Genomic DNA, 20286 nt, shown 5'->3' on the forward strand with positions numbered 1-20286 from the left:
CCGCTCCGCCTGCAGTCACGAAGCGCTGTGGTCGCTCATCGCCCGTGCTACCGAGCGCGCAAACGACGCTGAACCCTTCGGAGACACGAACGGAGTGGTCGCCTGCGCGAGTACTGCGCTGCCTAGCGCGACAGCCAGCCTTCCCGTCGCCTGTCGACTGCCCCAACCGTCAACGTGCGGTCGTCGCAGCTCTGACGATCTCGTCGATGAACCGCAGCACCGCGACGCTGCCCGGGTCGGCCTGCCCGATCGAGCGCTCCTGCTGCCACGCCGCTCGGCCGCGCTTCGACTGGAGCTGCGTTGTCGACTCGACAGTTGCGCGCGCAACGCCCACGGCGCGCTCAGGCGTCGCGCCCTGCTCAAGCGCTGCGGCAACAGCATCCAGGACATCGAGCAGTGTCTTGTCGCCCACGTGCGCCCCTCCGCTTTCGGCAATAGGGTCGACGACCGCGCGCACCACTACCGACACCCGCCCTGACGTCAAATCTTCCTGAGGCTCGAAGATCTCGGCGGCGCCGATCAGTCCGTTGCCCAGAAGCGCGGCGAATGTTGACGGATTCGCCGCCGCGAATTCCAGACCCGCAGTCGTCAGGATGCTGCGTGCATCCGCGTCTTCGGGGAGACCCTCCAGCGCCCCAATCACGGCGTCGCTCCCTGCCGACACGGTGATGCCCAAGTCACCGTCCCCGAGTGCCGCGTCGAGGTCGCGCAGCTCGTCAGTGTGCGCACTCATTCGCGGCAACGCCGAGAGCAGAACATCCCGCAGCACACTGCGCGTTCCCGTGCGCCCCACGTCCACGGCGGTTGCACCACCGGCATCCACATGACCGGATGTCGGTGCTACGTCGATGTCTGCCACTGCACCCTGCTGAAAGAACGGTGACGCCGCAGGATCATGCAGCAGCTCTTCCAGCTCATCGTCGAGCTGCATGATTGACAAGGAGGCACCGGCCATCTCGAGGCTCGTCACATACTCGCCGATCAGCTTGTACGCAATCGTCACGCCACGCTCGGCAAGGACACGGTGCACGCGCCGGTACACCACGTAGAGTTCCTCAAGCGGCGTCGATCCGAGCCCGTTGACAAGAACGGCGACTCGGGCACCGTCCGTGAGCTCCAGCTCGGTCTCGAGCTGGGCAATAAATCGATCGGTGATTTGGTCGGCCGTCTCGAGGGGCCCGCGATGGGTACCTTTCTCGCCGTGAATCCCGACACCGATCTCCATCTCACCGTCGTCCAGCGAGAAGGTTTCCTCTCCGGCCGCCGGGAGCACGGTCGGAGAGAGTCCGACCCCCATTGTCCGCGTCGATTCGACCGCTTTGCGGGCGACGCGTTCGACATCATCGAGATCGTACAGACGCTCGGCAGCTGCACCGGCCGCCTTGTACACGAGAACGAGACCGGCGACTCCACGGCGCGTCTCTTCGCTTCCCGCCGGGGCCGACTCGATGTCGTCAATGCCGAGCACCGTGCGCACCTCGATCCCCGCCGAACGGCAGAGGTCAGCGGCCATGTCGAAGTTGTAGACGTCACCGCCGTAGTTGCCGTACAGATACAGCAAACCGGCTCCAGATGAAACAGCGACGGATGCCGCGTGAATCTGCGCCGAGGAGGGTGATGAGAACACGTTGCCGACGGCAACTGCCGAACAGAGTCCGGTACCGACATAGCCGAGGAAGAACGGCAGGTGCCCCGAGCCGCCGCCGGTGACGATGCCCACGCGGCCCTCCGCCGGCGCATCGGCCCGCACGAGCGCCCGCCTGTCACTCGTCGCCGCTCGCAGCCGAGTGCCGTGTGCGAGGAGGATTCCGTCAAGAACCTCGTCGACGAAGTCATCTGCTGAATTGATGATCTTTCGCATTGTCATCCTCCGGAGTACTCGCGCGTCAGCGTGGGCTGCACCTGACCGTTCTCGATGAGCGGTGTCTCGTCGGCGAACAGGTTACCGCCGCCGCGAAGATCTTTGACGATATCCCAGTGGATCGTTGACTCGTTGAGCCCGCCGCACTGCGGATATGAGCGCCCGAGGGCGAGGTGAACCGTGCCGAGAATCTTCTCGTCGAGCAGCAGGTCGCCCGTGAGCGTCGTCATCGCGGGGTTCGTGCCGATGCCCAGTTCGCCGACAGTGCGTGCTCCCGGTGTGTCGAGGATGCGCGAGACGAACTCGCTTCCCTCGCGGGCGCTCGCTGCGGTGACCACCCCGCGCTCGAACTCGAGCTCGAGATCGGTGATGCGGGCTCCGCCGAACCAGAATGTTCCAGGGAACAGGATGCCGCCGTCGACGCCGTCTTCACGTGGCGCCGTCGCGATCTCACCGTCTGGAAGGTTGGCGTCGCCCGCGAAGGGCACCCAGGTTCTGCCTGCGCAATTGAGAACGAGGTCGGTATCGGAATCCTGAATGCGCACAACCGATGTCGCGTCGAGCTGCGCACACAGCTCATCGAGCGAACGCTTGTGCGCTGGCCAGTCGGCGAGCGTCGATGCGAAGAACTCGGTCATGAGATCCGTGTAGCCCACACCGATCAGCTCGGCCCACTCTGGACTCGGAACGCGCACGAGAGTCCACCGTGTGTTCTGCCAGCGCGCCGTCGACACGGTGCCCTTGCCCGCCCGTTGCAGGCCGAGCCTGCGCTCGTCGATGCTGTCGGGCGGCACCACCATGCCGCGGAACGAGACGTGCACATCGGCCCAGTTCATCGACACGAGCTCCATGGGTCCCGGGGCGCTCAGCACGTCGTCCGACGCGAAGTCGAGAGCATGCCTGTCGTAGGTCTCGTCTGTTAACTGCACCTGCGGCAGACCGCCGCGGCGATACACCTCGCGAACGAACGCGTCGGCGGCATCGGCGACGGCGGGCGACGTGATGAAGATGCTGACGCGGCTCCCCTCTGTCACCTCGTTGACGTTGGCCAGGTGCGAAGCCAGCTCGGGCCACCTGCTCATTCTGTTGTCTCCTCTTCGGCAGTTCGGGCACCGCGCAGCGCACGGTAGGTTGCGATAAATTCGTCGTGGGCACGGGTCAGCGTGGTGAGGGCGGGGTCATCGCTCGCACGCGGTTCGACTGTCGCGTCGGTCGATACCCAGTTGTCGCGGATGTCGGCCTGCGATGTGGACTCGAGGCCGAGGGCTGCGAGAATCGCGTCGCCGTAGGCAGCGCCGATCGTTGCGGCGCAGTTTTGGTCGAAGCCGAGCAGATCGCTCACCGTCTGCACGAGCACGTCGTTCTTCGTTCCGCCGCCGATCGCCATCACCCGCTTCGGCTCCATGCCGATCTCGGCGTACGAGCGCACGGCCGCGACGACCGAGTGGGCTACGCCCTCGATCACGGCGCGCGCCATGTCGGCCCGGCTCGTCGTCAGTGAGATGCCCGTGAACACGCCTCGGGCATCCGCATCGTGAAACGGCGTGCGTTCGCCGCTGAAGTGCGGAATGTGCACGACGCCGCCGGCCCCCACCGGAGCGTCGTGCACGAGACGCATCAGCTCAGTGAAGAGCGCCGCGTCTCCTTCCCCCTCGTCGAGCCCCAGCATGTCCGCGATCCAGCGTGTCGCCGTTCCGGCCGTCGAAGTTCCGGCGGCGAGAACGTAGCGGCCGGGGAAGGCGAACGGCGCCGACCACAGCACGGCGTCGGCGATCGGCTCAGACGCCACGCGAATCATGTACCCGCTCGATCCGTACATGAGCATGAGGTCGCCATCGTCGAGAACGGATGCCCCGATGGCCTCGGCAACAGCATCAGTCGTTCCCGTCAGCACGGGAGTGCCCTCAGGGACGCCGGTGTCTGCAGCGCCTTCGGCTGTGACCTGCCCGGCGACCTCACTCGACCAGCGCAGTGCCGGCAGCTGCTCGACGCGCAGCAGATCGGTGAAGCCCGTGAGATCCCAGCATCCCCGTGCCAGGTCGTAGAACGGGTGATAGTAGCCGGCCGTCGCGTGGTCGATCACCACCTCGCCCGTGAGCCTGGCCACCAGAAAGCTCTGGCTCGTCATGTACCACCGTGCCGCCTCGGCCACCTCGGGCTCGTTCTCGATGATCCACGCGATCTTGGGCCCTGCCGACTGGCTCGTGAGCGTGTTGCCCGAGCGGCGGAAGATCTCGTCCGCGCCGATGCGACGCTCGAAATCGGCGATCTGCTCGTCTGCTCTCGTGTCGACGCCGTAGAGGATAGCGGGCCGCAGCGGGTTCAGCTGCGCGTCGACGGGCAGAACGCACGGCCCGATGGCGCTGCACGACACCGCAAGAATCTCGTCGTCAGGCGCCAGCTGGCCGACAAGCTCACGAGAGACGCGCGTGAAGTCGCTCCACCAGACATCCAGTGCGTCATGCTCGACGTGCCCGGGGTGCGGGGTCGAGATGCCGTGGCGCGCGCGTGCCGTCGCGAACACAGCTCCGGCCGTATCGACGAGCACTCCCTTCGTCTCGTAGGTGCCGATGTCGATTCCCAGAAAATACTGCGTCACTTCGTCTCCACCGAGTCTGCGCCTGCTGTGTCGGGGGTCTCATCAGCATCCTCGCCGACGTTCGACATCGACGCGATGTTACGCGTCTGCGTCGAGGCGACGTAGCGCGTTCGTCGTCGGAACCGCAGCTGGTCGAACACCATCACCCCGATCAGAATGACTCCCTGCGCGATCGAGTACTCGTACGACGAGAGGCGAATCGCGTTGAAGCCCGACTGCACGACCTGCAGCACGAGGGTGGCGAGCACGACGCCCGTGACCGTCGCGAACCCGCCCATGGGGTTCGTTCCGCCGAGCACGGCGATCACGATGACGAGCAGCACGTACGAGGTTCCGTAGTCGGCGCTGGCCGTCGGGTTGCGTGTGACGAACAGCACACCGGCGAGCCCGCCCAGCAGACCGGTGGTGAGGTACGTGCCGTACAGCACTGATGCACTCCGGATGCCGGAGAAGCGCGCCGCCGTCGGGTTCGCACCCTGCAGCTGCGTCTTTCGCCCGAACGGCGTGCGGTTCACGAGCAGCCCGATCACGATGGCGACAACGAGGAACAGCAGAAACAGCACGGGAACGCCCGCGACGGTTGACTTGCCCACGGCAGACAGCGCCTGCGGGGCGCCGTAGAGGGTCTTGCCGCCCGTCCACACAATGGCGATGCCGTTGAAGATCTGCATCGTCGCGAGTGTGGCGAGAATCGGGGTGATGCCGACCGTGCTGATCAGAAATGCGTTGATGAGCCCGGCGAGCACACCGACGGCGATGCCGACGAGCACGATCACCCCGCCCAGCGATTCGGCGAGCGCCGGGTCGCTGCCGACGAGGCCGGTGTACATCGTGCTGATCGTGATGGCCGTGAGGTTCGCGATCGAGACGAGGGAAAGATCGATTCCACCCGTGAGCATCGCGAGAGTCATCGCGATAGCGAGAATTCCGACTTCGGGCGCCGACACCATGATGTTCTGCAGATTCAGCGGGTTCATGAAGACCCGGGGGTTCAGCACGGCGAACAGGGCAAAGGCGATGACCAGCAGCACCAGCATCCGCCCGATTCCGCGGTCGACATGAATGTGCGAGATCCACGTGCGCACCGTGTTGTCGATGCGCGAATTGACCTGCCCAGCTGCTGATTGATGAGTGCGAATAGGCATGGGCTACGCCTCCACTGTGTCGAGTACGAACGTTCGTCGTGACGCGCGCCGTGCCGAGAGAGCTTGAATTCCCACGCCGACGACGAGCAGCAGGCCGACGGCTGCGCGCTGCCACGCCGTCGGAACGCCCATCAGCAGCAGACTGTTGTTGATGAGCTGCACCAGCACGACGCCGAGCACTGTGCCGAGAACCGAACCGCGACCGCCGAAGATGGAGGCGCCGCCCAGCACGACGGCGGCGATGACGTCGAGCTCGGTGCCGACGATGTCTTGCGGGTTCGCGTTGCGGTTCAGGATCACGTGGATGAGACCCCCGATTGCCGCGATCGCCCCGACCATCATGTAGAGGATGATCTGGAAGCGCACGACGGGGAAGCCGGCACGACGTGCCGCCTCGGTGTCGCCTCCGATGGCGTAGATGCCGCGCCCGAACATCGTGCGGCGCAGCATCCAGGCAACGATCAGCACGATCACGGCGACGGGAACCACGAGAAGCGGCAGGTACGAGCGGCTGCTGTCGATGGCGATGAGGTTCGCCGTCGAGAGACCGGCCATGCTGTCGGGCAGCTGCGCGATATAGCGCGACCCGATGTAGACCAGAAGGATGCCGCGGAAAATGCCCTGGGTGGCAAGGGTGACGATGAGCGTCGGCAATCGGAAGCGCGCGATCACCGCACCGTTCACGAACCCGAGCACGGCTCCGATCGCGCAAGCGAACAGCAGGATGCCGATGATGCCCGGATCGAACTGCCCCTGTTGCGCCAGGTGCACTGTCGTGTAGGCGGCGAAGATCGCGATAGCGGCGAATGAGACATCGATGCCGCCCGAGATGATGACGAGCAGCACGGCAATCGCGAGGATGCTCGGCACGAGTGCGGAGCGCACGATCGAGAACAGCGTGTGCACGGTGAAGAATGACGGGCTGAGCAGGCTCATCACGATGATGAGCACGACGATGATGATGGCGAGCACGCCCTCGTTGTTCGCGCCGACCAGCCGGGGCGCCAGTGTCTTCATGCGCTGTGCGAGTGTCACGCGGCCATCACCTCCTGAATTCGCTGTGCCTCGATCTGCTCGCTGTCGAACTCGGCGACGAGAGACCCGCGGCGCACGATGAGCACGCGGTTGCAGATGGAGACGAGCTCGGGCACGTCGTCAGAGATCATGATGACTCCCATGCCCTCGCGGGCCGCGTCGCGCAGAATTGTGAGAATCTCGTTCTTCGAGCCGACGTCGACGCCGACGGTTGGCCCGTTGAGAATCAGGATCTTCGGCTTCGTCGCGAGCCACTTGGCCAGCACGACGCGCTGCGCATTTCCGCCCGAGAGCGAGCGCACGGGCGCGGCGACGCTTGGCGCTTTGATGCGCAGTCGGGTGAACAGCGTCGAGATCGTCTCGGCGATGCGCTTCTGGCTGAGCACGACTTTTCCGCGCGCGTGGCTGTCGAGCGACCCCGCGATGATGTTGTCGGCAATCGACTTTTCGAGAAACAGGCCCTGCGTCAGCCGGTCTTCGGGAACGTAGCCGATTCCGGCAGAGATCGATGAGCGGATGCTGCCGGGGCGCAGCGCCGCTCCGTTGACCGTCACGGTTCCGGATTCGGGCTTCAGCAAGCCGAACAGCGCCTCGACGATCTCGCCGCGGCCGGAGCCGAGAAGCCCGGTGATGCCGAGAATCTCCCCGGGCGCGAGGTCGAATGAGATGTCGGTGAAGGCACCGGGGAGGTCAAGCCGTGATACCTCGAGCAGAGGCGCGCCTCGCTTGCCAAGGTCGTTCACCAGGCGTGTGGTGTCGACGTCGCGCCCGGTCATCGCGACGGTCAGCGACTGCACGCTGTACTCGCGTGCGTCTCCGCTGGCGACGAGCTGACCGCTGCGCAGCACCGTGATGTCGTGGGACACCTCGAGCACTTCGTCGAGTTTGTGGCTGACGAACACGATGGCGACGCCGCGTTCCTGCAGTTTGCGCACGAGGCCGAAGAGCCTGGCGACCTCGGAGTGAGTGAGGGCCGTTGTCGGCTCGTCCATGAAGAGGATGCGGGCGTCTTGCACCAAAGCGCGGCAGATCGCCGTGAGCTGACGGTCGGCGACCGAGAGTTTCTCGACGTCGGCGTCCAAGTCGAGGGTGAGGCCCAGCTCGTCGACGATGCGCTGCGCGCCGGGGCGACTTCTGGCCCGATTGAACAGTTTCTTGCGCGAGGCGATCGCCGCGGGAAGCACAATGTTCTCGGCCACGGTGAGGTTCGGGAAGAGCGAGAAGTCTTGATAGATCACCTGGATGCCGGCTCGCAACGCTCGGGCGGGCGTCATGCCGCTCATCGCTTCGCCGTCAATGAGAATCTCCCCGGCATCCGGGGTATCCACGCCGCTGATGATCTTGATGAGCGTGGATTTGCCACTGCCGTTCTCACCGGCGAGGCAGTGCACGCGCCCGGGCAGGAGCGACATGGATACACCGTCGAGTGCCGTCACTCCTCCGAAGACTTTGACGATGCCGCGCACTTCGAGAACGGGCGCTTCATTGCGTTCGGCCATTGTTGTCCTTTCGGCGGTGAGGCTCCTGCGAGCCCCACCGCCAGCCTGGGGTGAAAAGGATCAGAAGTCGAAGTCGTCGACGTTATCTGCGTCAACTTCGATCGCGGCATCTCCGACGTAGACGTTGTCGAAGCCGTCAAGCTTCGTCAGCGACTCATAGCCCTCGATCCCGAGATCGGTGCCCTCTTCGATCTTCTTGCCGCTGGCCAGCAGCTCAGCGATCTTCAGCTGCGCCTTGCCGGCCAGTGCCGGGTCCCAGAAGAACGCCTTGTCGATCGATCCGTCTTCGAGATATTTCTTGGCGACTGACGGGATGCTGGTGCCCATCACGCAGACGCTGTCTTCGAGACCGGCCTCCTGAACCGCACGAGCGATGCCGGCGACGTCGGTTCCTGCCGAGCCCTGGAAGCCCTTGAGATCGGGGTACTTCGCGAGCAGCTCCTTCGCGCGCTGGTAGGCGACGTTCTCGTCTTCCTTGGTCTCAATCGGGTCTTCGACACGCTTCATGTCGGGGTACTCGGCCTCTTGCTGCTCTTGAGCTCCGGCGGCCCACTCCATGTGCGTCTTCGCGGTCAGTCCGCCCACGAACGTCACGTACTCACCCGACTCACCCGTGCACTCAGCGAGGTTGTCCATAATCTGGGCACCATACGCCTTATTGTCGAACGCTTCGATGTCGATGTCGGCGTTCTCGATTCCAGCGGCTTCGTGGGTGACGACGATGATTCCCTGGTCGCGCGCCTGCTCGAGAACCGTCTCGAGGGCCTTCGGCGAGTTCGGAACGACGGTGATCGCCGTTGGCGCCTGCGGAATGAGGTCCTGAATGATCTGAACCTGCTTCTCAGGGCTCGCGTCGTCAGCGCCTTCCTGACGCGCGTCGACTCCGCTCTCTTCGGCGAATTCATTGACGCCGATCTCCATGCGGTCGAACCAGCCGACGCCGGTGATCTTCACGACAGTGACCATGGTCATGTCTTCGGGCGATAGTGCTTCGCCGTCGTCTGTTCCTCCGCCTCCGCCACCGACGGTTCCGCAGCCGGTGAGAGCGAGAAGGGCGACGGCCCCGAGCGCGAGGCCCGAGGTAAGTTTCCGATGCATGTGCACTCCTTTGTGATATTCCCTCACCACGGGTCGGTGACGGGATTAAATGACACCCTCCCAGGAACCTAAATGCATCTGTGTGAATTTGTCAATACGACGTCATCATGTGAATTAACAACAATTGAGTAACGCCGGCGTTCTGCCGTCAGCGCGCGGGAACGCACTCCACGGCAACGCCAGCGGCGCGGAAGCCCGTGAGGGCAGGGTTTTCGGAATCCCCGTCTGTGACAAGCGCGGTGATCTCACCGGGGCCGGCGACGTTCATCAGCTGCACGCGGCCGAGTTTGGAGGCATCCGCCACCACGATGACGCGGTCGGCCGTCTGCATCGCCGCCTTCTTCACGGCGCCTTCCTCGCTGTTGTAGTCCGAGAGACCCCGTTTGCCATCGACGCCGGCGACGCCCATGACGAAGACGTCGCAGTTGTATTGGGCGAACGACGCCACAGACGGCGCGCCGATAAGACTGAGCTCGCCCGGGCGCACCATTCCCCCGGTCATCACGATTTTCGTATTCGGCTCATCGTGAAGCTCAAGCGCAACGAGAATGCTCGGAGTGATGATCGTGAGGCCGAGACCGCGCCCTCTGATCGCACGTGCAACGGCGAGCACGGTGCTGCCGCTGTCGAGCGCGACTGTCTCGCCGGGCTTCAGCAGCTCCACGGCCGCCGCCGCGATGTGCGCCTTCTCGCGAGCACCCATCAGCGCGCGAGAGGTGAACGTCGGCTCTGACGCCTTCCCGCGCGATGCGATGGCGCCGCCGACCACCCGGCGAACGCTGCCCTTTTCTTCGAGAAGCTCGATATCCCGCCTGATCGTCATCTCAGACACGTCGAACTCCAGGGCCAGTGTGCGAAACTCCGCCTCTCCATCGGCAAGCACCCGCTGCTCAACACGTGCGCGACGCTCGTGGGCTTCCATCGCCATAGCATCCGTCCCTTCTGACCCCGTCGCGGGGTCTCTCTTGTGTTAATTGTTCACTTATGGTTAGGCTCTTGTGAATTCATACCATCACCTCTGCGTCAGAGCTGAAACGAGGAACAATGACCAACTGGCTGCCCGACGTCTTCTCATCACCGAAACCCGTTGTGGGGATGCTTCATCTTTCCGCACTGCCCGGTGATCCAGGCTATGACTCCAACGCCGGTATCGCCGCAATCGTCGACAGGGCGAAGCGCGAACTGAACGCCCTGCAAAGCGGCGGCGTCGACGGCGTGCTGATCTCCAACGAGTTCAGCCTTCCGTATCTGACCGACACCGAGCGAATCACGTCGGTGACGATGGCCCGGGTCATCGGCGAGCTGACGAGCGACCTCGCGGTGCCATACGGCGTCAACGTTCTGTGGGATGCTCGCGCGTCGATCGACCTGGCCGTTGCGACGGATGCCGCGTTCGTGCGCGAGATCTTCACGGGCGTCTACGCGAGCGACTTCGGCCTGTGGAACACCAACGTCGGTGAGGTTTCTCGTCATCGTCATCGCATCGGTGCCGGGGGCGTCAAGCTGTTCTTCAACATCGTTCCGGAATCAGCGGCATACCTGGCCGAGCGCGACCTCTCGTCGATCGCCCGCTCGACGGTGTTTGCAACGCTGCCCGACGCGCTCTGCGTGTCTGGTCTCACCGCCGGCGCTCCGACAGACACGCAGTCGGTGTCGATCGTGAAGCAGGCGGCGGGCGATGTGCCCGTGTTTGTAAACACCGGCGTGAAGGCCGATAACGTCGCCGACCAGCTCTCTGTCGCCGACGGCGCCATCGTGGGCACCTTCTTCAAGAAGGATGGAAAGTTCGAGAACTCTGCCGACCAATCGCGGGTCGAAGAGCTCATGTCAGCAGCGCGGTCATACCGCGCGGAGGTCGCTGCGTAGCAGTGAACCGCAGACGCCGTCGTGTCACGAGCTGGCGCGCTGTGGCTGGACATCAGGCGAGCACCTTCGTCCAGACATCAACAGTGCGGCGCAGCATCGGCACGACGGCGTCGTCGCGCAGCTCGTGTGCGGGCATGACCTCGATCAGCAGCGGGCTCTCGCTCCACCCCGCATCGGCGAGCGCCGCGGCAACGCGGGCGGGGTTCACGCCGCTCATCGGGTCGGCTTCGTCGACCCCCGCGTGCATGTCGGCGCCGGGGCGCGAGTTCTGCAGCTGCAGCATGGGGTTCGTGGTCCAGCGTGTGGCGAACCAGGGCGCGAGTGCGTCATCGTCGTCACTCGGCGCCATCGCCACGGGGTGCCCCACGTCAAGACACAGCTGCCAGGGAACGGATGCTGTCGCCAGCGAGGCTTCCCATTCCACAGCATCCTCGAGCAGCGACCCCGGTTCACGTTCGACCGCCATGTTCTCTAACAGGAGCGTCGACAGCCCTTCGGCCTCGGCGCGCTCCGACAGCCGCAGCATCCGCTCGCGCAGTTCATCGAGCGCACGCTCGCGATGCGCGGGCTCTGAGGCCGTCGCGATCGTGAGCGCACCGATGTGCCCGCCGACCGAGCGGGCTCCGGCGATGCCGCCGAGCTCGATCAGGCTCGCATACCAGCCTTCAGCTGCGTCACGCGCGGCGACGTCTTCGCTCAGCAGCAGGTTCGTCGAATATGCGGCGAGGCCGGTGAAGATCGAATGCACCTCGACGCCGGCGGCTTCGGCGGCCTGCGCGAACTGGCGCACGTACGTGCGCGCCTCTGCCGACCGAGGGTCGGCCAACGGCAGGGTGTCGACGCTCAGCTGGCACATCTGCAGGCCGAGCTGGTTACTGACGATGTGCAGTATCTCGTCTGGTCGCGTCCACCGCTTCACAGCGAAGCACGTGTTGATGCCGAGTGCCACCGGTGCTGTCCTCTCTGGCGTCCCCATCGTTGTTCCCACCCTAGCTGAGATTTTCTCGCACACTGTTGGTACCGTGTGAGGTTCTCGCATTGTTTGTGAACGGAGCACACATGGCTGCATCAATCGACGACGAGCTACTCATCATCGCCCGCGGCGCCGCCCAGGCCGGAGCGCTGATTCTCGACGACTCCATCGGCGCCCACATCAGCGTGACGGCGAAGAGTGAGCTGGGCGACGTCGTCACCGACGTCGATCGTCGCGCAGAGCAGACGATCCGCAGCTACATCAGCGCGCGCCGCCCAGACGACGCCATCACGGGCGAAGAGCTCGACGCGACAGGCGATGATGCTTCGCGCTACCGCTGGTCAATCGACCCGCTCGACGGAACGTCGAACTTCGTCACGGGCATCCCGTACTTCGGCTCGTCTGTTGCGGTGCAAGATGTCGAGTCGGGCCACTGGATCGCGGGCGCAGTGAACGCACCTGTCCTCCGCCAGGAGTACTACGCGCAGCGGGGCGCGGGCGCGTGGCGCGTCTCTCGCGGCAGCACGGCAGAGCTGACCGGGCCCGACCCCGACGCGCGCACCGTGCTGTTCGGCACGGGCTTCTCGTACAGCAGCGAGATGCGGGCGACGCAGTTCGCCCAGCTGCCGCACTACATGCAGAACTTCACAGATGTGCGCAGTGTCGGCTCGGCCGCTCTCGGCCTCTGCATGGCTGCCGACGGCTCGACGAGCGCCTTCGTCGAAACCGATCTCTACGAGTTCGACTGGGCGGCCGGGGCCCTCATCGCCGAAGAGGCCGGGCTCACGGTGATACGCCCAGACGCACACCGTGGTGGCATCTGGGCGTATCCGCGGCACATCCCGCTGACGATCCCCGATACGGGCGGTACTGTCTGAGCCGACGTGCCGTGAGTGCGAGCGACGCGACTGATCACTTCTGATCGTGCCCGTTCGCTACGCGGCGTGCGTTCCAAGGTCGTGCGACAGCCCGGCCTTCAGCCCCATAGACGCGTCGTCGGCCAGGATTTCCAGCGTGCCCGCCTCAAACTGGTCGAGGGCGATGCGCACGATGTCTTCCGGCCGGTGCTTCGGAATGTCGAAGGCTCTCATCATGTCGGTGTCCGTGCTCGCCAGGAACATCGAGCTCACTTGCGTGCCGGCATCCGCCAGCTCAACGCGCAGCCCGTTCGACATCGCCCACACCGCAGCCTTAGATGCGCCGTATGAGTTCGAGTGCTCGAGCGCGAGCCAGGCCATTACAGACGACACGTTCAGCATCGCGCCTCCCCCGTTTCGCGCGAGCACAGGAGCGAACGCACGAACCAGGTTGAGGGTGCCGAAGTAGTTCACCTCCATCTCCTGACGAATATCGTCGAGCGCGCCGTCGCTCAGGCGGGCGAGCGTCGAGACGCCGGCATTGTTGATCAGAATGGATGCGTTCGAGGCGACGCGTGCGGCCTCGGCAGCCTGCTCTGCGTTCGTGATGTCAAGCGGCAGCGCCTCGACCCCATCGAGGTCAACGCTCTGCGGGTCGCGCGCACCGGCGAATACCCGCGCACCGCGCTCCACGAGCTGCCGGGCGAACTCGCGACCCAGGCCTCGGTTCGCGCCCGTCACAACCGCAACTGCACCGTCTAGTGCCACCATTTTTCTTTCGTCCTCTCCGTGTGATCTCGCCCAGTCCGCACCCGGTGCGGAGGCGATACACCCAACGTAGAATGTGACGCTAATGTCAGGGTCAAGTCGTGGGCTGCCGTGTTCTCGCAGAGAGGAATCTGCACTGGTCAGCATCCACTCACCGGCGTCTGGAACCGAGTAACGCTGAGTCGATCAACCGACGAGATCTGCTGCCCAAATCAACCCTGTTCGACGATGAGAATCTCTGCCGCCCGCTCCCCCACGACGATGGACGGCGCCATGGTGTTGGCGACCGTCACGTGGGGCAGCACCGAGGCGTCGGCGACGCGAAGCCCCTCAACTCCGTACACGGCAAGGCGGGAATCGACGACGGCTCCGTCACCGAGGCCCATGCGGCACGTGCCGCTCTGGTGCCAGTACGTCTCGACGGCGTTCCGCACGAACGACTCGACGACATCGCGCGCAGACGTCGCGGGCGAGACTTCGCGCGCGGTGAAGGGGCGAAGCGCCGCCGAGTTGCCGACCTCGCGGGCCAGAGCAACGGCAGACAGTGCCGACCGCATGTCGTCTGGGTCAGCGAGAAAGTTCGTTTCGATACGAGGCCTGATCAGCGGGTCTGTACTCGCTAGTCGCACGCGCCCACGGCTCTCTGGCCGCAGCCGCATCGCCGGCATCAGTGTGAAGCACCGCTCGGGCGGCGGGTACTGCGCAGCGCTCTCGGGCGAGACGGATGGCGCGGGCGACAGATACATGACGAACTCCGGTGCGCCCGGGCGAGACTCGTCTTCCGCGAAGACCACCGCCTGACTCCGCGTGGGCATCGGAAGGGGCACACCTGTCGCCTCCCACATGCAGGGCAAGCGCATGTGGTCGTCAAGGTTGCGCCCAACGCCAGGCAAGTGCTGCACAACGGGGATGCCGAGGGCGCGAAGGTCGTCTTCGTCGCCGATCCCCGAGCGCATGAGAGCGGCGGGGGTGCCCAGCGCGCCCAGTGACAGCACGACGTCGTGTTCGGCGTTGGCGCGCACCAGCGTGCCGTCGTGCACAAACTCGACACCGCGAGCTCTGCCGCCAGAGACCACGACGCGCGAGACTGTGGCGTGCGGAAGTACCGTGAGGTTCGGTTGCCCCAGACGATCGGCGACGTATCGGCGGAATGGCGCCTGCCGCACGCCGTCGTGAATGTTCTCTTCGCGCACGGCGCTGCCGAACGCCGACTCCATCAGGATGCCGTTGGAGCTGTCGAATCGAGGGATGCCGACAGCCTCTGCACCATCGAGAAACGAGGTGAAGAGCGGGTGCACGTCGAGCGATGACCGCACGCGCATCGGCCCGAGTATGCCGCGACGCACGGGATCGGCGGCGCCCTGCCAGTCTTCGATGTCGCGATAGTGGCCCAGAACATGCTCGTATCCCCACGCGTCATCGCCGGTGATCTCGGCGTAGGAGTTCCAGTCGCTCTGGTGCCCGCGCGCCCAGACACCGGCGTTGATCGACCCGCCGCCACCCAGACCGCGACCCGTCGCGTACGCGAGCCGTCGCCCGTTCAGACGTTCGTTTGGCTCGGTGACGTCGTCCCACGTGCGCTCGGTGCCGAGGTTGGCCGGCCAAAGGTCGGGGTCACGCACTCGGTCATCGTCATCGTCACCGCCGCTCTCGATGAGCAGCACCGAGACGTTCGGGTCTGCCGCGAGTCGACCCGCGACGACGGATCCCGATGATCCCGCTCCGCACACGATGTAATCAAAGGTGCTGCCGTCGTCAACGCGGTCAGCGAGTTCGAGGCGAGGCGAAGCCGCGGCATCCATCTGTCTGAATTCTCGTGTCATTGTCGTCATCACGCCCCGGCTTCTGTGTCCATTGCCTGCTCGTACCCGAGCTCGAGCAGGGCCGCGCGAAGCTTCTCGGCCGCGGCATCCAGCACCGACTCGTCTTTCTCGAGATTGGCCTTGGTGAAGTCGAAGTCTGGCATTCCCCAGACCGGGGCCACGTGAATGTGCAGGTGCGGCACCTCGAAGCCGGCGATGACGACGCCGGCTCGCGGGGCGTCCCACGCCCGCTGCACACCCTGACCGATGGCCTGGGCGACGTCGATGCACCGGCGCAGCGTGTCGCCGTCGGCATCCGTCCACCGGTCGACCTCGAGCCGCGGAACAACGAGCGTGTGACCGGGCTTCAGGGGAGAGGTGCTGAGAAACGCTGTGACCTCTGGGTCTTTCCAGACGAACCGCCCGGGCAGCTCCCCCGAGATGATGCGTGAGAACAGAGTTGGCATCGATCAATGTCCTTTCGTATGCGCTATCCCATGAATTCCGGATGCCGCTGGCGGCCACGCCCGGGGGGAACAGATTCACCTCTGGAGTGGTTGTTCCCATCGGAAGCTGGCTGCGCCGCTGCGACGCCCGGAGCGAGAACCGTTACGGTCACCGTAGAACATGACGCTAGTGTCACGGTCAAGCCCGAGCACGACGTCGGCTTCCGTATCAGGAGCAGTCAGGCTCGTCAGGAGCAGGCAGTGAGGAGCGAACAATGCTGAGCATCGGAGCGGTCGCCGCCGCCGCGGGCGTCACGCCGCGTGTCGTTCGGTACTACGAGCAGAGCGGCCTGCTGGCATCAGAGCGCACAGCGGGAGGTCAGCGCCGGTACCCCGAGTCGGCTATCGAGCGCGTCGAGTTCATTCAGCACCTGATTCGCGCCGGCCTCACCACAGAGGTGATTCGCGACCAGCTCTCGTGCGTGAACTCGCGCGTCGCGACGCCCGACACCATCGAGAAGCTCCGAGCGCAGCGGGAGCATATCGCGCGGCGCGCCGCCGAGCTGAACAGCATGGAGCAGCGAATCGCCGACCTCATCGATGCCGCGCACGACTCCATTTCGGCCGAGGATGCTGCCTCGGCGCACTCTCACATCGCTACGCGCGCTCGAGGGTGATCGCCACCTCGAAGCTGCGGCGCCACGGCAACGTCAGCGATGTGACAGACCAGTCGCCGCCGGGCAGCGACTCGCACAGCATCCTGTTCATGTCGTCGCGAATGACCGCGCAGGCGTGCTCGACCCGAGCGTCGTCGGCCAGCGGGAAGCGGTCGGGAAACAGGTCTGCCCCCTTCTCGCTGCGGATCACCGCCTGGTAGGCGTAGTCATCGAGCAGACGAGTCAGCAGCGCCCGACGTGATGCCTCGGCGTCGAACCTGCCCGACGCACGCCCCGCTTCACCGGCGACGCACAGCGAGATGACGCTGCCGATAGTGTTGCCCGCCGTATTCCACGCGCCGAACGCCTCGAGACGTTCGAGCAGCCCCTCGGCGGCGAGACGCTTCAGCAGCTCGGCATCGGCGCCGTTCGGAAACCGCACGTCGGCGAGCGCGACGCGACTGCCCTCGTCGAGAGAGCGCCGCACCAGCTCGACCGTCGCCTCGGCGGCATCCAGATCAGGGGTCTCGGGGTAGCCGCGGAACATATCGTGCCGATCCGGATCGGGTGCGTGAAGCACGAGCACGACGTCGACATTCGCCGCGTCGGGCTCTCCGGCAACACGCTCAGCGCCAGCCGCGCGAATCTGCCTGTCGACGGAGCCGCCGAGAGGCCCGTTCTCGAACGGCGGCACCCGGTCGAACCCGCCGTCTTGCGCAGTGAGCGCGGCGAAGGTGGGGCGAACGCTGCTCTCGGCCGCGATCGCACGGGCAACGAGCGCCGCGCCCACTTCGTCTGCCCCGGGGTACATGAGCGTGTCACGCGCGCCGGGCAGAAAGCGCATCCAGTGCCGCAGCCACACCTGCTCGACCGAACCCGCGGCGAACGTCGCGGTGTCATCGGCCGTGATCGCGAGAAAGTCGAGAGTTCCCTCGCTACGCAGCAGCAGCGCGTTCATGTTGACCATGTGATTGCGCGCCCGGCGCGAGGCGTAATCGGTGAGGATGCCGTCTGGCACCTCGATCTGCGTGTCGATTCCGTCGGTCTCGGTGCGATCGAGCTGCTGATGCAGCGCACCCCCGAGGGCGTGGAGGTCTTTGCCGTAGTCTTTCCAATAGTCAGGCTCTTCCGCATTGGAGTACGAGTTGCTCGCGCGCATCACGAGACTGACGGCGAAGATGGTGAGCTCGGGGCGCTGCCGCTTGATCTCACGCAGCACGTCGAGGCGCGCGATCACGTCGCGCACCGGGTCGTGCGATGTGCGGCTCGCGATCAGCCCGCCGTAGAGCAGCATGTCGACCGAGACGACGAGGTGCGTCGTGTCGGGGTCACTCGCCCGCTCGCGCAGCCATGCGGCCAGAGCATCCGTGTCTCCCTGCTCGCGATAGTTCGGCAGCATCGCGGCGTCGGGCACGTCGAGAGCGACACCGGCAACGTTCGCGACGTCTGCGGGAAGCAGCACATTGACGGGGCGGTCGTCGAGGGGAAGCAGGGCGATGCGGCGGCCGTGAGAGTTCATGGTGTCCTGTCTGAGTCAGCTGGAGAGTCGGTTGATCGAGAGGTCGTACGAGTAGCGGTCGCCCCGGTAGAGCGACTCGGCGTACTCGATCGCGCGGCCCCTCTGGTCGAAGGCGGTGCGCTGCACGTTGAAGGCGGGCGAGAACGGGGGAACCCGCAGCAGCTCGGCCGTCGGCTCATCGAGCACGACGGCGTGAATCGTCTGGTCGGCCCGTTCGGGGCGGATGCCGAAGCGGTCGCGCAGCTCGCGGTACAGCGAGTCTTCGTTCATGCCGTCGGCCAGGCCGGGAACGAGGGCGGCAGGCACATACGAGTGCTCGAGGCACATGGGCCGACCGTCGGCCGTGCGCACGCGCATGATGTGCACTACCTCTTCGGCTGGGCTGAGACCCAGGGCAAAGCCGATGCGGCCGCCGGCCCCCTCGAGGGTGATCTGCGTCTCTGACGACCCGGGCGTGAGATCGCGAGCGAGCATGTCTTCAGAGAACGAGTGAAATTCGAATGTCTTGCTGATGCGCGGTTCGCTCACGAACGTGCCCGCACCCTGGATGCGGTAGACGAGGTGATCCTTCTCGAGATCGTCGAGCGCCTTGCGCACGGTCACGCGTGTGACGCCCAGCTGCTCGGCGACCTCTCGCTCGGTCGGCAGACGCTGGTCAGGCTTCAGTCCGGCGGAAATGAGCTCGACGAGGTACTCCCGCACCTGAGTGTGCTTGGTCTGACGCGCTGGTCCCGACACCTGGGCTCCTTTGCAAAATGGTTATGACCAATCTTGACGTGAGATGCACTTCTGTGTCAATATTCACAGCATCCGCTTCAATTGGTATGTACCAAATCACTGTATGCCAGAGCCAAAGATGGAAAGGGCACCATGAAGAACAGCTTCTTCACCACCTCTCGCTCACGTCGCCTCGGCGTGATCGCGATTGCCACGACAGCAGCGCTCGCGCTCGCAGGATGCTCGGGCGGGGGCGACGCAGACGGGCCGACGACTCTCAAGTTCTCGTACCTCTGGTCTGGCCCCGAGGCCGAGGTTCTCGAGACGATCATCGACGACTTCAACGACAGTCAAGACGAGATCGTCGTGAAGGGCGTCTCGAGCCCCGACCAGCAGAAGCAGCTCACCTCGATGTCGTCGTCGAATGGATCGTTCGACATCTCAGACAACTTCGGCGAGAACGTCGGCTCGTGGGCGGCCAAGGGCGTGCTCGCCCCGCTCGACGAGTACATCGAGTCAGAGAACATCGACATCGACGACTTCGCCCCCGCCGCACTCGAGCAGATGACGCACGACGGCCAGACCTACGCACTGCCCATCGCGGTGCACAGCTTCCAGCTGCTCTACAACAAGACGCTCCTCGACGAGGCCGGCGTCGAGCCGCCCACCACAATGGACGAGCTCGCGGATGCCGTCGAGAAGCTCACCGTCACCGACGACTCGGGCAAGATCTCGCAGATCGGCATCGGCGATGCGAACACGACGACGACGCTCACCACACTGGGCTTCGCGTTCGGCGGCTCGTGGAGCGACGAGAACGGCCCGACGCCCACCGACGCGGGCAACATCGAGGCAGTCGACTGGTGGCAGAAGAACGTCGTCGACCTCGTCGGCGCCGACAACCTCGCCGACTTCAAGGCAGGCGAAGGGCAGTACCTGTCGGCGGAGGACTCGTTCTTCAGCGGCAAGGCCGCGATGATCATCGATGGGGAGTGGCGCGCAGCATCCGCCTCTGAGGTTGCTCCCGATCTTGACTGGGGTGTCACCTCGATTCCCGCAGCGACGCCCGAGCTCGAGAACTCCACGCAGGTCACGTCGAGCACGCTCTTCATTCCGACAAACTCCAAGCACAAAGATGAGGCCGCGCAGTTTCTCGCGTACCTGCTGAGCCCCGAGGTCATGGAGAAGTTCAGCCTCACCCTCGGCAACCTCCCCGCGCGCACGTCGCTGCTCGACAGCGATGCCTATGGTGATCTGCCGAACTTCGAGGTGTGGGGCGACGCCCTGACCAGCCCGAACGCGCAGTCGCTCTCGAGCGCACCGTATGGTGCCGAGTATCAGACCGACCTCGGCAACGCATTCGATGATGTGGTGCGCGGCAAGTCGAACGCTGAGAAAGCGCTCGACTACGTGAAGTCGCGGTCGAAGAGCTACACGAGCTGATC

General features: G+C 65.1%; 18 protein-coding genes. 4 read left to right on the forward strand and 14 right to left on the reverse strand.

Annotated features, from left to right (window positions below):
• Window positions 1-169: 169 nt before the first annotated feature.
• The 8 genes from OK352_RS16810 to OK352_RS16845 form a co-directional block, all read right to left on the reverse strand.
• Window positions 170-1861 (reverse strand): dihydroxyacetone kinase family protein, encoded by a 1692-nt coding sequence (locus tag OK352_RS16810; RefSeq protein ID WP_265142680.1) that lies wholly within the window; start codon window positions 1859-1861, stop codon window positions 170-172.
• 2 nt (window positions 1862-1863) lie between these two features.
• On the reverse strand, window positions 1864-2943 hold the full coding sequence (locus OK352_RS16815; RefSeq protein WP_265142681.1) for an aminopeptidase: 1080 nt from the start codon (window positions 2941-2943) through the stop codon (window positions 1864-1866).
• Complete coding sequence (locus OK352_RS16820; protein ID WP_265142682.1) at window positions 2940-4460, reverse strand: FGGY-family carbohydrate kinase; 1521 nt, start codon at window positions 4458-4460, stop codon at window positions 2940-2942. The genes OK352_RS16815 and OK352_RS16820 overlap by 4 nt, the downstream gene beginning before the upstream one ends.
• Complete coding sequence (locus OK352_RS16825; protein ID WP_265142683.1) at window positions 4457-5605, reverse strand: ABC transporter permease; 1149 nt, start codon at window positions 5603-5605, stop codon at window positions 4457-4459. Before OK352_RS16825 ends, OK352_RS16820 begins: the two co-directional genes overlap by 4 nt.
• Window positions 5606-5608: 3 nt before the next feature.
• Window positions 5609-6640: an ABC transporter permease gene (locus OK352_RS16830; protein ID WP_265142684.1), complete on the reverse strand. Its 1032-nt coding sequence runs from the start codon at window positions 6638-6640 to the stop codon at window positions 5609-5611.
• A complete protein-coding gene (locus OK352_RS16835; protein WP_265142685.1) occupies window positions 6637-8139 on the reverse strand; it encodes a sugar ABC transporter ATP-binding protein in 1503 nt (500 codons plus the stop codon). The genes OK352_RS16830 and OK352_RS16835 overlap by 4 nt, the downstream gene beginning before the upstream one ends.
• Before the next feature lie 60 nt (window positions 8140-8199).
• Window positions 8200-9237 carry an autoinducer 2 ABC transporter substrate-binding protein gene (locus OK352_RS16840; protein ID WP_265142686.1) on the reverse strand — a complete coding sequence of 346 codons (1038 nt, stop codon included), beginning with the start codon at window positions 9235-9237 and terminating at the stop codon, window positions 8200-8202.
• A gap of 148 nt (window positions 9238-9385) precedes the next feature.
• A complete protein-coding gene (locus tag OK352_RS16845) occupies window positions 9386-10165 on the reverse strand; it encodes a DeoR/GlpR family DNA-binding transcription regulator (RefSeq protein ID WP_265142687.1) in 780 nt (259 codons plus the stop codon).
• A 116-nt stretch (window positions 10166-10281) separates the two neighbouring features.
• Here OK352_RS16845 and OK352_RS16850 point away from each other — a divergent pair, with 116 nt between their 5' ends.
• Window positions 10282-11103, forward strand: coding sequence for a BtpA family protein (locus OK352_RS16850; RefSeq protein ID WP_265142689.1), 822 nt, complete (start codon window positions 10282-10284; stop codon window positions 11101-11103).
• Between the two features lie 52 nt (window positions 11104-11155).
• Here OK352_RS16850 and OK352_RS16855 read toward each other — a convergent pair whose 3' ends face one another.
• Window positions 11156-12052, reverse strand: a complete 897-nt coding sequence (locus OK352_RS16855) for a sugar phosphate isomerase/epimerase family protein (protein ID WP_265142690.1) — start codon at window positions 12050-12052, stop codon at window positions 11156-11158.
• A 110-nt stretch (window positions 12053-12162) separates the two neighbouring features.
• Between OK352_RS16855 and OK352_RS16860 the strand changes: the two genes are divergently transcribed.
• Window positions 12163-12954 (forward strand): inositol monophosphatase family protein, encoded by a 792-nt coding sequence (locus OK352_RS16860; RefSeq protein ID WP_265142691.1) that lies wholly within the window; start codon window positions 12163-12165, stop codon window positions 12952-12954.
• A 57-nt stretch (window positions 12955-13011) separates the two neighbouring features.
• Here OK352_RS16860 and OK352_RS16865 read toward each other — a convergent pair whose 3' ends face one another.
• The 3 genes from OK352_RS16865 to OK352_RS16875 form a co-directional block, all read right to left on the reverse strand.
• Window positions 13012-13704, reverse strand: a complete 693-nt coding sequence (locus OK352_RS16865; RefSeq protein ID WP_265142692.1) for an SDR family oxidoreductase — start codon at window positions 13702-13704, stop codon at window positions 13012-13014.
• Between the two features lie 209 nt (window positions 13705-13913).
• Window positions 13914-15524: a GMC family oxidoreductase gene (locus tag OK352_RS16870; RefSeq protein ID WP_265142693.1), complete on the reverse strand. Its 1611-nt coding sequence runs from the start codon at window positions 15522-15524 to the stop codon at window positions 13914-13916.
• An 8-nt stretch (window positions 15525-15532) separates the two neighbouring features.
• Window positions 15533-15970: an HIT family protein gene (locus OK352_RS16875; RefSeq protein ID WP_265142694.1), complete on the reverse strand. Its 438-nt coding sequence runs from the start codon at window positions 15968-15970 to the stop codon at window positions 15533-15535.
• A 254-nt stretch (window positions 15971-16224) separates the two neighbouring features.
• On the opposite strand from OK352_RS16875, the gene OK352_RS16880 reads away from it, so the two are divergent.
• Window positions 16225-16626 (forward strand): MerR family transcriptional regulator, encoded by a 402-nt coding sequence (locus OK352_RS16880; protein WP_265142695.1) that lies wholly within the window; start codon window positions 16225-16227, stop codon window positions 16624-16626.
• Here the strand turns inward: OK352_RS16880 and OK352_RS16885 are convergent.
• Window positions 16607-18124 (reverse strand): DUF4127 family protein, encoded by a 1518-nt coding sequence (locus OK352_RS16885; RefSeq protein ID WP_265142696.1) that lies wholly within the window; start codon window positions 18122-18124, stop codon window positions 16607-16609. The genes OK352_RS16880 and OK352_RS16885 overlap by 20 nt on opposite strands.
• A 15-nt stretch (window positions 18125-18139) precedes the next feature.
• On the reverse strand, window positions 18140-18862 hold the full coding sequence (locus tag OK352_RS16890; RefSeq protein WP_265142697.1) for a GntR family transcriptional regulator: 723 nt from the start codon (window positions 18860-18862) through the stop codon (window positions 18140-18142).
• Between the two features lie 132 nt (window positions 18863-18994).
• Here OK352_RS16890 and OK352_RS16895 point away from each other — a divergent pair, with 132 nt between their 5' ends.
• Window positions 18995-20284, forward strand: a complete 1290-nt coding sequence (locus OK352_RS16895; protein ID WP_265142698.1) for an ABC transporter substrate-binding protein — start codon at window positions 18995-18997, stop codon at window positions 20282-20284.
• The last annotated feature ends 2 nt before the right edge of the window (window positions 20285-20286 follow it).

It is taken from the genome of Microbacterium sp. MPKO10 (assembly GCF_026107415.2).
In the GTDB taxonomy this organism is placed as follows: Bacteria; Actinomycetota; Actinomycetes; order Actinomycetales; family Microbacteriaceae; genus Paramicrobacterium.

Coding starts and splice junctions, on each gene's coding strand:
- OK352_RS16810 (WP_265142680.1), bottom strand. CDS start 1,861: ATGCGAAAGATCATCAATTCAGCAGATGACTTCGTCGACGAGGTTCTT.
- OK352_RS16815 (WP_265142681.1), bottom strand. CDS start 2,943: ATGAGCAGGTGGCCCGAGCTGGCTTCGCACCTGGCCAACGTCAACGAG.
- OK352_RS16825 (WP_265142683.1), bottom strand. CDS start 5,605: ATGCCTATTCGCACTCATCAATCAGCAGCTGGGCAGGTCAATTCGCGC.
- OK352_RS16835 (WP_265142685.1), bottom strand. CDS start 8,139: ATGGCCGAACGCAATGAAGCGCCCGTTCTCGAAGTGCGCGGCATCGTC.
- OK352_RS16840 (WP_265142686.1), bottom strand. CDS start 9,237: ATGCATCGGAAACTTACCTCGGGCCTCGCGCTCGGGGCCGTCGCCCTT.
- OK352_RS16845 (WP_265142687.1), bottom strand. CDS start 10,165: ATGGCGATGGAAGCCCACGAGCGTCGCGCACGTGTTGAGCAGCGGGTG.
- OK352_RS16850 (WP_265142689.1), top strand. CDS start 10,282: ATGACCAACTGGCTGCCCGACGTCTTCTCATCACCGAAACCCGTTGTG.
- OK352_RS16860 (WP_265142691.1), top strand. CDS start 12,163: ATGGCTGCATCAATCGACGACGAGCTACTCATCATCGCCCGCGGCGCC.
- OK352_RS16865 (WP_265142692.1), bottom strand. CDS start 13,704: ATGGTGGCACTAGACGGTGCAGTTGCGGTTGTGACGGGCGCGAACCGA.
- OK352_RS16870 (WP_265142693.1), bottom strand. CDS start 15,524: ATGACACGAGAATTCAGACAGATGGATGCCGCGGCTTCGCCTCGCCTC.
- OK352_RS16875 (WP_265142694.1), bottom strand. CDS start 15,970: ATGCCAACTCTGTTCTCACGCATCATCTCGGGGGAGCTGCCCGGGCGG.
- OK352_RS16880 (WP_265142695.1), top strand. CDS start 16,225: ATGCTGAGCATCGGAGCGGTCGCCGCCGCCGCGGGCGTCACGCCGCGT.
- OK352_RS16885 (WP_265142696.1), bottom strand. CDS start 18,124: ATGAACTCTCACGGCCGCCGCATCGCCCTGCTTCCCCTCGACGACCGC.
- OK352_RS16895 (WP_265142698.1), top strand. CDS start 18,995: ATGAAGAACAGCTTCTTCACCACCTCTCGCTCACGTCGCCTCGGCGTG.